At 71.1% G+C, this 12,135-nt stretch carries 14 protein-coding genes; 11 read left to right on the forward strand and 3 right to left on the reverse strand.

Annotated features, from left to right (window positions below):
* Window positions 1-227 precede the first annotated feature (227 nt).
* The 3 genes from VE326_02825 to VE326_02835 are packed head-to-tail and all read right to left on the reverse strand — an operon-like array spanning window position 228 to window position 2,531.
* Entirely contained in the window at window positions 228-965 is a 738-nt protein-coding gene (locus tag VE326_02825; protein ID HYJ32129.1) for a hypothetical protein, read from the reverse strand.
* On the reverse strand, window positions 962-2,140 hold the full coding sequence (locus VE326_02830; GenBank protein HYJ32130.1) for a pyridoxal phosphate-dependent aminotransferase: 1,179 nt from the start codon (window positions 2,138-2,140) through the stop codon (window positions 962-964). Before VE326_02830 ends, VE326_02825 begins: the two co-directional genes overlap by 4 nt.
* A gap of 37 nt (window positions 2,141-2,177) precedes the next feature.
* Entirely contained in the window at window positions 2,178-2,531 is a 354-nt protein-coding gene (locus VE326_02835; protein ID HYJ32131.1) for a phage holin family protein, read from the reverse strand.
* A 222-nt stretch (window positions 2,532-2,753) separates the two neighbouring features.
* Here VE326_02835 and VE326_02840 point away from each other — a divergent pair, with 222 nt between their 5' ends.
* From VE326_02840 to VE326_02890, 11 genes are all read left to right on the forward strand, one after another.
* A complete protein-coding gene (locus VE326_02840; protein ID HYJ32132.1) occupies window positions 2,754-2,960 on the forward strand; it encodes a hypothetical protein in 207 nt (68 codons plus the stop codon).
* A gap of 62 nt (window positions 2,961-3,022) precedes the next feature.
* Window positions 3,023-3,805, forward strand: a complete 783-nt coding sequence (locus VE326_02845; protein HYJ32133.1) for a YggS family pyridoxal phosphate-dependent enzyme — start codon at window positions 3,023-3,025, stop codon at window positions 3,803-3,805.
* Window positions 3,806-3,809: 4 nt separating this feature from the next.
* Window positions 3,810-4,076: a DUF167 domain-containing protein gene (locus tag VE326_02850; protein HYJ32134.1), complete on the forward strand. Its 267-nt coding sequence runs from the start codon at window positions 3,810-3,812 to the stop codon at window positions 4,074-4,076.
* Window positions 4,049-4,951: a purine-nucleoside phosphorylase gene (locus tag VE326_02855; GenBank protein ID HYJ32135.1), complete on the forward strand. Its 903-nt coding sequence runs from the start codon at window positions 4,049-4,051 to the stop codon at window positions 4,949-4,951. Before VE326_02850 ends, VE326_02855 begins: the two co-directional genes overlap by 28 nt.
* Complete coding sequence (ileS, locus tag VE326_02860) at window positions 4,951-8,127, forward strand: isoleucine--tRNA ligase (GenBank protein ID HYJ32136.1); 3,177 nt, start codon at window positions 4,951-4,953, stop codon at window positions 8,125-8,127. The genes VE326_02855 and ileS overlap by 1 nt, the downstream gene beginning before the upstream one ends.
* A gap of 2 nt (window positions 8,128-8,129) precedes the next feature.
* The gene (locus tag VE326_02865; GenBank protein ID HYJ32137.1) at window positions 8,130-8,519 is read left to right on the forward strand and encodes a TraR/DksA C4-type zinc finger protein; all 390 of its coding nucleotides are present in this window, start codon (window positions 8,130-8,132) and stop codon (window positions 8,517-8,519) included.
* A complete protein-coding gene (gene lspA / locus VE326_02870; protein ID HYJ32138.1) occupies window positions 8,516-9,028 on the forward strand; it encodes a signal peptidase II in 513 nt (170 codons plus the stop codon). The genes VE326_02865 and lspA overlap by 4 nt, the downstream gene beginning before the upstream one ends.
* Window positions 8,946-9,950, forward strand: a complete 1,005-nt coding sequence (locus VE326_02875) for an RluA family pseudouridine synthase (GenBank protein ID HYJ32139.1) — start codon at window positions 8,946-8,948, stop codon at window positions 9,948-9,950. Before lspA ends, VE326_02875 begins: the two co-directional genes overlap by 83 nt.
* A complete protein-coding gene (ruvX, locus tag VE326_02880) occupies window positions 9,938-10,447 on the forward strand; it encodes a Holliday junction resolvase RuvX (GenBank protein ID HYJ32140.1) in 510 nt (169 codons plus the stop codon). The genes VE326_02875 and ruvX overlap by 13 nt, the downstream gene beginning before the upstream one ends.
* Window positions 10,444-11,823, forward strand: coding sequence for an endolytic transglycosylase MltG (mltG, locus tag VE326_02885; protein ID HYJ32141.1), 1,380 nt, complete (start codon window positions 10,444-10,446; stop codon window positions 11,821-11,823). The genes ruvX and mltG overlap by 4 nt, the downstream gene beginning before the upstream one ends.
* Window positions 11,820-12,135 (forward strand): hypothetical protein (locus VE326_02890; protein ID HYJ32142.1); only part of this gene is annotated, 316 nt, incomplete at its 3' end. The genes mltG and VE326_02890, both read left to right, overlap by 4 nt.

A 12,135-nucleotide genomic window follows, 5' to 3' on the forward strand; every position in this document is an offset into this window, starting at 1 on the left:
GTCGGCGCCGAGCAGGACGACGCCGCAGAGAAGCAGCAATCCGATGGCGAGATGCGGCACGAGACGATAGCGGGGGCGCATGAGACCTCCTTTGAGCGATGAAGTGGGGATGGTAACGCGGGTGGAGCGGCGTCGCGCCGTTCGTTTGCCCGGGATGGTAATACTACTTTGGTATCCCCTTGGGAAGGGGGTACCTGAGCCGGGGCGCTCCGCGCCGATCTCGCGGCCTAGCGGTCGAGGAGACGCCGGAGCGTCAGGGCGGGGATGCGGCGGGCCAGCCCCTCCACGTCGCGCCGGCCCCCATACACCTCGATCACGAGGGTCTCGACCGAGCCGGCCCGGGCGGGGGCCCTCCGGGGACGCGCCGCGACGGAGCCCGGCCCCGCGGCGGCCCGAAACGCCCGTTCCGTGGACGGATCGGCGATCAGGACGCGGATGATGGTGAGCGCGTTCGCCGACTGCGCCGGTCCCGCGGGAAGGGCCACGCGACCCCCGGGGGGATCGTCCATCCCGGCCGTCGTCGCCTCGAGGGCGGACGCGCCCGGGATGGGGAAATCCCGCAGGGTCCCGGTCTCGCTCGCGAGGCCGGAGGGCGGACCCACCTCCGAATTCGCGAAGACCCGCTGCTCCAGCGCCGGCGGGGCGTCGCTCCGGTCGGGATCGGGAGGCTCGAACGCGCGCTCGGCCCGCGCCGCGACGGGAGCGGCCCACTGCCCGGCCGACCCCCGCCAGGCGGCCGTCCGCTCCGCCCCGCTGGTCATCGACTCGTCGTCCAGCTCGTATCCGCGCGGCTCCGGAAGCATCGCGAGCGCGCGGCGCACCGCCACGAGGACGCGCGCGCGCTCCCGGGCCGGCACCTCGCGCGCGAGCGCGCTGCCCGAGGAGTACTGCACGCAGGCGTAGGGGTCCACGAGACCGATGCCGACCGCGATCACCACCAGGGCGCCGAACGCCTCCCGCTTCATCCTTCGAGAATACGCTCCAGCGCCTCGCGCATCCACGCGCCCGGCGTGAGCAGGCTGGCCACCACCAGGTCGTCGCGCGAAAGGTCGTAGAAATGGGCCGGGTGCAGGTAGACGTCGCGCTCGGCTAGGGCCCACTCGGCGAGGTCTTCGCCGGCGCGGGGGCCGCCGCGTTCATGGCGCACGCGCAGCACGGCGGAGAGGCCCGCGCCGCCTCCCAGCGCCTGGAGCATGCCCGGGCGGCGCTGGGCCGCCTCTTCGATCGCCGCGAGCGACTCCCGGAGGCGCGCGCGGAGCGCCGCCTGGTAGGCGTGCCGGGTCTCGAGCAGCGCGGGAAGCGCCGCCTGGACCGGCGCGCCGACCGAGAGGAAGAGATCGAGGACCCAGTCCAGCCCGGGGAGCAGCTCGGCGAGCCGCGGCTCCGGACCGCACGCCGCGATCCATCCCAGCTTGAGCTGGGGGAGACCGCACGGCTTGGAGATTCCGCCCAGGACGAAGGTCGGCGCCGTCCGCTCGCCGAGGCGGCTGGGCAGCGGCCCCTCGCGCGGGGGCCAGACCAGATCCCCGAACACCTCGTCCACGATCAGGGCAAGCCCGCGCTCCCGGCAGCGCTCCTCGACGAGGGCGAATTCCTCGGGGGCGAGGCAGGAGCCGGTCGGGTTGTTCGGCTCCACCAGCACCACGGCGCGCGTCCGGTCGGTCAGCGAGGCGTCGAGCGAGTCGGCGTCCAGCCGCCAGGACCCGTCGTAGACGAGCCGGTAGGCGTGAACGCCGACGTCCTCGACGCGCGCGATCGGCTCGATCAGGGGATAGGAAGGGCGCGGCACGAGCACCTCGTCACCCGGATCGCACAGGAGCCGGAAGAGGTGCGCATAGGCTTCGCTCGTGCTCGACGTGAAGAAGACGCGATCGGGATCGAGGATGTGGCCCGCGCGTCCGCCCAGGTACGCCGCGGCCGCTTCGCGGGCCGCGCGGTCGCCGCGCGGACCGGGCGCGTGGCCGAGCGCGCGAGGATCGGCGAGCGCGGAGAGGATCGCCGCGGCCTCCGGCGGCGCGAGCCCCGCGCGCCCCGGATCGGTGATCGTCAGGTCGAGGAAGGCCGCGCCGGCGCGTTTCGTCTCGAGGAGACGCGTCAGGCGGTTCGGCGCCAGGTCGCGGGGAACCCGCCCGGAGGTCATCGAAGCACAGCGCGTCGCGTCCGGCGGGCCGGCCGCCTCAGTCGCGATGCCGCTTGCTGGTGGCGGCCTTCCAGACCAGGTTCACGCCGGCGAGCACGACCGAGACGATGAGGGCGGGAAGGAATCCGTTGAAGTCGAAGCCCGGCACGATGAAGCCCACCAGGATCAGGAGGAATGCGTTCACGACGAACCAGAAGAGTCCGAGCGTGAGGATGATCAGCGGCAGGGACACCAGGGTGAGCACCGGTCCCAGGATGGCGTTCACCAGCCCAAAGACCAGCGCCGCGACCACGGCGGCCTGCCAGCTCTTCACGGCGAACCCCGGGACGACGTTCGCGAGGAGCAGGAACGACAGAACGATGATCGCGAAGTGGAGAAGAATCTTGCCCATGATCGGACCCCTCGTGCGGTGTTCGGGTCTTCGGCGGGAACGGGCGCATCCTAGCAAATTTGGTGTCGCTTTCGGGCGCGCCGGTGGTAGCTTGACGCCGCCGCGGGATCCGCGGCAGGGCGCGTCGCCCCGCGCCCGGCAGCATGGCAGCACGAACGACGGTCCGCGATGCGCCCCACAGGGTCGAGGCTTCCCTGCGCCTACCGAGCACGGGAGCGACCCATGGACACCGAATATTGGTATCGCTGCAACCAGTGCGGGTACATGTACACCCCGCAGCAGGTGCAGGCGCTGATTCAGCTGCACGTTTCCCGATCCGGCGGGGTCGCGTCCGATCCGGCGGCGATTCCGTCGCGCATCCCCTGCCGGAAACGGGGCTGCGAGGGATCGGTCCTACGCACGACGTCGGTATTTCGCGAGGGGCGTTAGACACTTCCCCCGTCTGACGCCCCTCGTTGGGCGCCCCTGGGCTCCGTCCGGGGGCTTTCCTGTTGTTCCCCTCGACGGCCCACCTCTATACTGTCCGGCTTACGTTTTCCGGGGGTGCTGGAACGCGCGATCTCGCTTCGCTTTCGAACCGGCTCGACGACGTCCGGGAGCGCATCGCGCGGGCCGTCGCCAGGTCCGGCAGACCCGCGGGCTGCGTGCGTCTCCTCGCCGTGTCGAAAGGGATCGACGCCGACCAGGTCCAGGAAGCGTTCCGGCTCGGCGCCGGCGAGCTGGGGGAGAGCCGGGTCCAGGAGGCCGAGCCGAAGATCGCGCTCGTCGGCCCGGGCCCGCGCTGGCATCTGGTGGGGCACCTCCAGACGAACAAGGCGAAGCGGGCGGCGCTCCTCTTCGACGCGATCCACTCGATCGACTCCGAGCGCCTTGCGGAGGAGATCGGGCGGCGCGCCGCGGAGGCGGGTCGCACGCTCGAGGCCTACGTCGAGGTGAACACCTCGGGTGATCCCGGCAAGCACGGCGTCGCGCCGGAGGGGGCCCCGGCCCTGATCGAGCGCGTCGCCGCGATCCGCTCGCTGCGCGCGGCGGGGCTCATGACCATCGGCCCCCTGGAGGGCGGCGAGGCCGGCGCGCGCGCTTCGTTCCGCGCTCTGCGGCGGATGCGCGACGAGGCGGTCGCTCGCGGAGCGCTCGCGGCCGACGGGGGGCTCTCGATGGGCATGACCGACGACTTCGAGGCCGCGATCGAGGAGGGCGCGACGATCGTCCGCGTGGGGTCGGCGATTTTCGGATCGAGGCGCCCGCGCGGGCCCGGCGCGCCGGACGCCTGAGTCGGTGCGGCTCCAGGTGACCGTCGCGCCCAAGAGCCGCACCGAGGAGATCGTCGCCTCGCGCGCGGAGAAGACGGTGCGGATCCGGGTGACGGCGGCGCCGGAGGACGGACGCGCGAATCGCGCGGTGCTCGACCTCCTGCGCGAACGGCTGGGGCTGCCGCGAGGCGCCGTCCGGATCGCCGGAGGCGAAGCCTCGCGCAGGAAGTGGATCGAGATCGACGGCATGGACGAGGAGGAAGTATGGCGCAGGCTGGAAGCACCGTCGTGAGCGCGACGCCCAAGGGCGCCGAAGATCTGCCGCGCCGGATCGAAGAGGCGCGCGCCTTCGTCGCCTCGAAAAGCGCGGTCCGTCCCGAGGTCGCCGTCATCCTGGGCACCGGGCTCGGCCGCTTCGCCGAGGCGATGCCCGGCGCCGACGTCATCCCCTTCGAGGAGATCCCCGGCTTTCCGACCACCGCCGTCGAGAGCCACGCCGGGGACCTCGTCCTCGGCACGCTGGGCGGCAAGCCGACCGCCGTGCTGAACGGACGCGCCCACTACTACGAAGGCTGGACGATGGATCAGGTCGTCTTCCCGGTGCGCGTCACGCGCGCGCTCGGCGCAAGCACGCTGATCGCCACCAACGCGGCCGGCGGCATGAACCCGCTCTACCGCCCCGCGGACATCGTGGCGATCGTGGACCACATCAATCTCATGGGCGACAACCCGCTCATCGGCAGGAACCACGACGAGCTGGGACCGCGCTTTCCCGACATGTCCGAGCCGTACGACCGCTCGCTGATCGCCCTGGCGCAGGAGGTCGCGCTGGAAGAGCGGATCGCCCTGCAGTCGGGCGTCCTGGTCGGCGTGGCCGGGCCCAATCTGGAGACGCGCGCCGAATACCGCTTCCTCCGCTGGGCGGGCGCCGATCTCGTGAGCATGTCGCTCGTGCCGGAGGCGATCGCGGCGGTGCACGGCGGGATGCGCGTGCTCGCGTTCGCCGTGGTCACCGACCTCTGCCTGCCCGACGCGCTCGAGGCGGTGGACATCCCGAAGATCCTGGCCAACGCCGCGAAGGCCGAGCCGCTGCTGACGCGCCTGGTCACGCGCGTGCTCGAGCGCATGCCCGCCGCCGCTTCCGACGCGGGGAATCCGGAGCGCTGATGCCCGCCGCCGCCGAACGCTTCCGCCCGCTCTCCACGCGCCTCGATCCGGTCGAGTCCGAGGGCAGGGTGCTCGCGCTCTGGAAGGAGATCCGCGCGTTCGAGGAGGGCCTGAAGCGCCGTGAGGGGCAGCCGCCGTTCATCTTCTACGAGGGACCGCCCACCGCCAACGGACTTCCCGGCGTCCATCACGTGATCTCGCGCACCTTGAAGGACATCGTCTGCCGCTACCAGTCGATGACGGGGCACTACGTGCCTCGCAAGGGAGGCTGGGACACGCACGGCCTTCCCGTCGAGATCGAGGTGGAGCGCGAGCTCAAGATCAGCGGAAAGGAACAGATCGAGACGTTCGGCATCGCCGAGTTCAACGCGCGCTGCCGCGCGAGCGTGCTCCGCTACGAGGCGGAGTGGCGCCGGAACACCGAGCGGATCGGCTACTGGCTGGACATGGACCATCCGTACGTCACGTTCCACAACGAGTACATCGAATCGGTCTGGTGGCTGTTGCAGCAGATCTGGGACGCCAATCTCCTGTACCAGGGGCACAAGATCGTTCCCTACTGCCCGCGCTGCGGCACGCCGCTCTCCAGCCACGAGGTCGCGCAGGGCTTCGACGACGTCACCGAGCCGTCGGTCACGGTGAAGTTCGCGCTGGTGGACGAGCCGGACACCTACGTGCTCGCATGGACCACGACGCCTTGGACGCTGCCGGGGAACGTGGCGCTCGCGGTGAACCCGGACATCGCCTACGTGCTCGTCCGTCAGGAGAAGGACGGGCGCGCCGAGCGCTACTACCTGGCCGAGTCGCGCCTGGAGCAGCTCGTGGGAGCGTACGCGGTGGAGCGCCGCCTTCGCGGGCACGAGCTCAAGGGGAAGCGCTACCGCCCGCTCTTCGATTTCATCGACCTGGCGAAGCTGACGGGCAAGGACGCCTACTACGTGGCGGAGGCGCCGTTCGTCACCACCGAGGACGGCACCGGCGTCGTGCACACCGCCGTGATGTACGGCGAGGATGACTACCAGCTGGGGCTGCGGCTGGAGCTGCCTCAGTTCCACACCGTCGACCCCCAGGGGCGCTTCACGGCGGAGGTGGCGCCGTGGGCCGGGCGCTTCGTCAAGGACGCCGAGGCGGAGATCCGCGCCTGGCTGGAACAGCACGGCGCGCTCTACCGCGAGGAGATGACGACGCACGCCTATCCCTTCTGCTGGCGCTGCGACTCGCCGCTCCTCTACTACGCGTGGAAGACCTGGTACATCGCGACGACGCGCCTTCGCGAGAAGCTCCTCGCCGCGCACCGCACCGTGACCTGGCATCCCGAGGAGATCGGCGCGAACCGGTTCGGGAACTGGCTCGAGAACAACGTGGACTGGGCCCTGTCGCGGAATCGCTTCTGGGGCACGCCGCTTCCGATCTGGCGCTGCGAGGGATGCGGATCGGACCGCTGCGTGGGCAGCGTGGCCGAGCTGCGGCAGGGGAAGGGGCTCCCGGAGCCGCTCGATCTCCATCGCCCCTATGTCGATCAGGTGACGTTCCCCTGTTCGGGATGCGGCGGCACGATGCGGCGGGTTCCCGAGGTCATCGACGTCTGGTTCGACTCGGGCTCGATGCCCTTCGCCCAGTGGCACTACCCCTTCGAGAACCAGGAGGCGTTCCAGCGCTCGTTCCCGGCCGATTTCATCTCCGAGGGGGTGGACCAGACGCGCGGGTGGTTCTACACCCTGCTCGCGATCAGCGTCGCCGTGAAGGGAGAGGCGCCCTACCGGCACGTGCTCGTCAACGAGCTGGTGCTCGACAAGCAGGGCAAGAAGATGAGCAAGTCGCGCGGAAACGCGGTCGACCCGAACGAGGTGCTGGACCTGCGGGGCGCCGATGCGCTCCGCTTCTATCTCATCTCCACCAGCCCGCCCTGGAGCTCGACGCGCTTCGACGTGGACGGCGTCACCGAGACGGCGAAGAAGCTCCTCGGGACGCTCCGCAACACGGCGCAGTTCTTCGTGCTCTACGCAAACATTGACGGCTACGATCCCGCGGCCCAGGAGCCCTCGGAGCGCTCGCCGCTCGACTGGTGGATCCTGTCGCGCCTGCACGGCCTGATCCGCGCCTGCCGCGCCTCGCTCGGCGGTTTCGAGCTGACCCGCGGCGCGCGCGCCATCCAGGAATTCGTCGTCGAGGAGCTCTCCAACTGGTACGTGCGGCGCTCCCGCCGCCGCTTCTGGAAATCGGGCGCTCCCGCCGACAAGCGCGCGGCGTACGACACGCTCTTCACCTGCCTCGAGACCTTGTCGCGGCTGCTCGCGCCCTACACGCCGTTCCTCGCGGAGGAGCTGCACCAGCACCTCGTGCGCCCGGCGAACCCGGACGCGCCGGCCAGCGTCCACTGGACCGACTATCCGGTCTTCGACGCCGCGCTCGTGGACGAGACGCTCGACCGGGCGATGTCGCTCGCCGAGCGCGTCGTGGTGCTCGGGCGCGCCGCGCGGAATCTGGCCTCGCTTCGGGTCCGGCAGCCGCTCCGGCGGATCGTCGTGGCCGGTCTCGCCGAGGGCGAACAAAAGGCGCTCCTTTCCCTCGCGGACGTCATCCAAGAGGAGCTCAACGTGAAAGAGCTCGCGTTCGCGAAGGACCGGGGCGAGCTGCTCACGACGGTCGTGAAACCGAACTTCCCCGTGCTGGGTAAGAAAGCGGGCCCGGCGATGAAGTCCCTGGCCGCGGCGATCCAGGCCGCTCCGATCGAGGCGGCCCGGAGAGCGCTGAGCGCGGAGGGATGGGAGATCGAGGCGGAGGGCCAGGTCTTCCGCCTGACCGCGGAAGACGTGCAGGTGCAGGAGTCCCCCCGGGCGCCGTGGTCGGCGCAGTCGGAGGGACCGCTCACGGTCGCGGTGGACACCTCGCTCGACGACGCGCTTCGCGACGAGGGGCTGGTGCGCGAGCTGGCGCACCGCGTGCAGGCGCTCCGGAAGAGCGCCGATTTCGAAGTGACGGACCGGATCCGCCTGTACGGGGAGCTGTCGCCGGGGTTACAACGGGCCTTCGAACGGCACGAGGAGACCTTCAAGGATGAGGTCCTCGCCGTCGAGCTGGTGCCCGGCGCCGCGGGAGGCGAAGCGGCGGAGAGCTGGACATTCGACGGAGAACAGGCCCGGGTCGGGATCGAGCGGGTAGCCAAAGGAGGCTGACGTTGCTCAACAAGAAGGATCTGAAGCATTTCGAGGACCGGCTTCTCGAGGAGCGCAAGAAGCTCCTGGGGCAGCTCGGCTATCTGGAGCGCACGCTGAACCAGACGCAGCGCGATTCCGCCGGCGATCTCTCCGCCTATTCGTTCCACATGGCGGACATGGGCACCGACGCGATGGAGCGTGAGAAGACCTTCCTCTTCGCCTCGGCCGAAGGCCGCCTGCTCTACAACGTGGACGAGGCGCTCCGCCGCCTGTACCGCAACGAGTACGGCATCTGCCAGTCGTGCGGCAAGGAGATCGGCAAGGCGCGCCTCGACGCCATTCCGCAGGCCAGCCTGTGCGTGGCCTGCCAGGAGAAGCAGGAGAAAGAGACCAACACGGCCCGCGGATGACGCGTCGCACCGGGGTCTTCCTCGCCTGCGCGGCGGCGGTGGTCGGATTGGACCAGCTCGCGAAGCGGGCCGCCTCCTCGCGGCTGGAGACGGGGGAGTCGGTCTCCGTTCTCGGGGATTTCATCCGCCTCACTTTGGTGCACAATACGGGCGCGGCGTTCGGGCTCTTCCCGGGCAGCCGCGTGCCGTTCATCGTCGTCTCGGTGGTCGCGATCGCCGTGGTGCTCTGGCTGTTCCTGCGCGAGACCTACCGGAGCGCCATGAACCGCGTTCTCTTGGGCTGCATCCTGGGAGGCGCGATCGGGAATCTCGTGGATCGCGTGCGCCTCGGCTGGGTGGTCGACTTCATCGACGTGGGAATCGGAACGGCCCGCTGGCCGGTCTTCAACGTGGCCGACAGCGCCGTCACCTTGGGAGTGCTCCTGCTTGCCTGGAATCTCGCGCGATCCGGGCGCGTCGCCGCCCCAGAGCCCGAAGACCCATCTCGTGCCGGCGTCCCGGGCGGGTGAGCGGCTCGACCGCTACCTGGCCGAAGTCGAGCGCAGCCTCTCCCGCTCCGCCGTGCAGCACTTGATCGACGCCGGCCATGTGCTCGTGAACGACGGGCCGGCGCGCGCGAGCCGCCGGGTGAAGCAGGGCGACCGCGTGATCGTGACCCGTCCGCGCCGCGCGCCCAGCATCCTCGCCCCCGAGCCGATCCCGCTGGACGTCGTCTACGAAGACGACGCCCTCGCCGTGGTGAACAAGCCCGCGGGCATGGTCGTCCACCCCGCCGTCGGGCACCGCACCGGGACCCTGGTTCACGCGCTCCTCCATCGCTACACGGCGCTCTCCTCGGCCAACGGCGCCGAGCGCGCGGGCATCGTGCACCGGCTGGACAAGGGAACGTCGGGCCTCCTCCTCATCGCGCGCACCGAGGAGTCGCACCGCGAGCTGGCCCGCCAGATCGAGGCGCGCGACGTGAAACGCGTCTACCGCGCGATCGTCTGGGGGCATCCGCGCGGGCTGGAGGGACGGATCGAGGCGTCGCTGGCCCGGAGCCGGAGCGACCGGAAGAAGATCGCGGTCGTGACGCGTGGCGGGCGCTTCGCCGCGACGCGCTGGCGCGTGGAGCGGCGGTTCGACGATCTCACCGAGCTCGCGCTCTCGCTGGAGACGGGGCGCACGCACCAGATCCGAGTCCATCTCGCGCACCTGGGGCATCCGGTCTTCGGGGACGCCGAGTACGGCGGCCGCCGCGGGCCCCTCCTGCGCCTGGCGCCGCGCCGGCGCGCGCAGGTCGCGCTGATCCTCGCCGAGCTGGACCACCAGGCGCTCCACGCCGAGACGCTCGCGTTCCGCCACCCGGTGACGGGACTCCCGATGGAATTCACGCGTCCCGTTCCCCCCGACTTCGCGGCCGCGCTCGAAGCGCTCGCATGCGCGTCCTAGGCGTGGACTTCGGACTCCGGCGGATCGGTCTCGCGCTCTCCGACGAAGGGGAGCGCCTGGCCAGCCCGCTCCGCGCGATCCCGATCGCCTCGGTGCGCGAAGCGCCGGGCGCGGTGGCCTCGGCGGCGCGCGAGGCGGACGCCGGCGCGATCGTGGTCGGAGCGCCCCTGGGCCTGGAAGGGGATGAGGACCGGCCCGAGACCCGCCGGGTCCGCCGCTTCGCGCAGGCGCTCCGGCGCGCGACCGGGCTTCCGGTGCACCTGGTGGACGAGAGCCTGAGCAGCCGCGAGGCGGCCGACCGGGCGCAGGCCTCGGGGCGCGACGCCGCGACCCGCGCCCGAGCGGGGCGGGGCGAGGCCAAGGACGCGCTCCATGCCGCCGCCGCCGCGGTCATCCTCCAGCGCTGGCTGGACGAGGCGCCGCTCCGCGCGGCCGCGCGCGCGGCGCGCGAGGGCTCGGCCCGGCCCGCCAAACCCGCCAAGGGGGAGCGCCCATGAGACGGAAGCAGCGGATCCGCCGCACGCTCGTCCTGGGCGGGATCGTCGGGGTGGTGCTCCTCTCGGGACTCCTCTTCTTCCCGTCGACGGTCACGCGCCAGTTCGAAACCCGCGAGGTGCTGATCCCGAAGGGCGCCAAGATCGACCAGATCGCGACGATCCTCCACAAGGAGGGGCTGGTCGGAAATCCGAAGCTCTTCGTGCTGGCGGCGCGCGTTCTGGGCTACGACCGCGGGCTCAAGGCGGGCCGCTTCTCGCTCCCGGTGGGCTCGAGCATCTACCGGATCCTGACCCAGCTCGCGCACGGGATGACCAAGCAGGACATGGTCACCATTCCCGAGGGGAGGCGGGCCGACCAGATCGCGGCCATCCTCCACGAGCGCGCGAAAATCGATCCGATGGCCTTCCTCGCCCTGGTCGGGGATTCCGCGTTCGCGCATTCGCTGGGGGTCTCGGCCAACCGTCTCGAGGGCTACCTCTACCCCGACACCTACCCCTTCTACCCGCTCCTCACGCCCGAAGAGGTCGTGAAGGTGATGGTGGAGCGCGCGATCCGGACCTTCAGCGAGGAGATGGCGCTGCCCGGCGCCAAGGAGGGGCTCTCGCTTCACCAGCTGGTCACGCTCGCCTCGATCGTCGAGGCGGAGGCGCAGGTGCCCTCGGAGCGCCCGCGGATCGCGGCCGTCTTCTACAACCGATTGCGGCAGGGTATGATGCTCCAGTCGGACCCGACCGTGCTGTACGCTCTCGGCCTCTGGAAACAGCGGACCTTCTACAAGGACCTGGATGTGCAATCCCCCTACAACACCTATCGAAACCGGGGGCTGCCTCCCGGGCCGATCTGCAATCCGGGGCGGGCCGCCGTCCACGCCGTGCTCTTCCCGAGCAACGATTCGACCGAGCTCTACTTCGTCGCGCGCGGGGACGGGACGCACATCTTCTCCCGTTCCTGGGAGGACCACCTGAAGGCGATCGCGCACGTGCGCACCCAGGCGCCGCGGGACTCCACCCTAGTCCCGATCGGGCCGGGGCTCTCGGGGTCCCAGGCGGAGCCGACGCTCCAGGCGGCCGGGCCCCGGACGGAGCCGGGCGCGACGAAGACCGCCCCGATCGACGTGCCCAGGATCGAAGCGCCCCGGTTCGAAACGCCCCAGGTCGAAGCGCCCCGGATCGGAGCGCCCAAGCCCTCGCCGAAGGGACCGGCCGGCAAGGCGGCGCCCGGCACTTCCGCTGCGAAGACTTCGACGGGGAAGGCGGCCGCCGCCAAAACGAAAGCCTCCGCCGCGAAGACGTCCGCCGCCAAGATGTCGGCACGGAAGACCGCGCGCAAGGCGCCGGTTCGGACCACGCACACGGTCCGGGACACCACGCGATGAGCGGCACGGTGGCCACCCTCCACCTTGCCGGGCCGGAGGGGAGCGGCGCCCTCGAGGCGAAGCGCGAGGCGCTCCACGCCATCCTCGCCGGGATGGGGAGGACCCTCGTGGCCTACTCGGGCGGGGTCGACTCGGCCGCGCTTCTCGTCGAGGCGCGGGCGGTCCTGGGAGACCGCGCGGTCGGCGTGATCGCCAGGAGCCCCTCCTTGCCAGCCTCCGAGCTGGAGCTGGCCCTCCGGACCGCCGCGAACGCGGGTGTGGCGGTGCGGGTCGTGGAGACGCGCGAGCTGGACCGCCCGCGCTATCGCGCGA

The sequence above is a fragment of the Candidatus Binatia bacterium genome (genome assembly GCA_035631035.1).
Taxonomy (GTDB): Bacteria; Eisenbacteria; RBG-16-71-46; order SZUA-252; family SZUA-252; genus DASQJL01.

Excerpts from the sequence above, each read along its gene's own strand:
- VE326_02825 (HYJ32129.1), bottom strand. The coding sequence starts at position 965 with ATGAAGCGGGAGGCGTTCGGCGCCCTGGTGGTGATCGCGGTCGGCATC.
- VE326_02830 (HYJ32130.1), bottom strand. The coding sequence starts at position 2,140 with ATGACCTCCGGGCGGGTTCCCCGCGACCTGGCGCCGAACCGCCTGACG.
- VE326_02835 (HYJ32131.1), bottom strand. The coding sequence starts at position 2,531 with ATGGGCAAGATTCTTCTCCACTTCGCGATCATCGTTCTGTCGTTCCTG.
- VE326_02840 (HYJ32132.1), top strand. The coding sequence starts at position 2,754 with ATGGACACCGAATATTGGTATCGCTGCAACCAGTGCGGGTACATGTAC.
- VE326_02855 (HYJ32135.1), top strand. The coding sequence starts at position 4,049 with ATGGCGCAGGCTGGAAGCACCGTCGTGAGCGCGACGCCCAAGGGCGCC.
- ileS (HYJ32136.1), top strand. The coding sequence starts at position 4,951 with ATGCCCGCCGCCGCCGAACGCTTCCGCCCGCTCTCCACGCGCCTCGAT.
- lspA (HYJ32138.1), top strand. The coding sequence starts at position 8,516 with ATGACGCGTCGCACCGGGGTCTTCCTCGCCTGCGCGGCGGCGGTGGTC.
- ruvX (HYJ32140.1), top strand. The coding sequence starts at position 9,938 with ATGCGCGTCCTAGGCGTGGACTTCGGACTCCGGCGGATCGGTCTCGCG.
- mltG (HYJ32141.1), top strand. The coding sequence starts at position 10,444 with ATGAGACGGAAGCAGCGGATCCGCCGCACGCTCGTCCTGGGCGGGATC.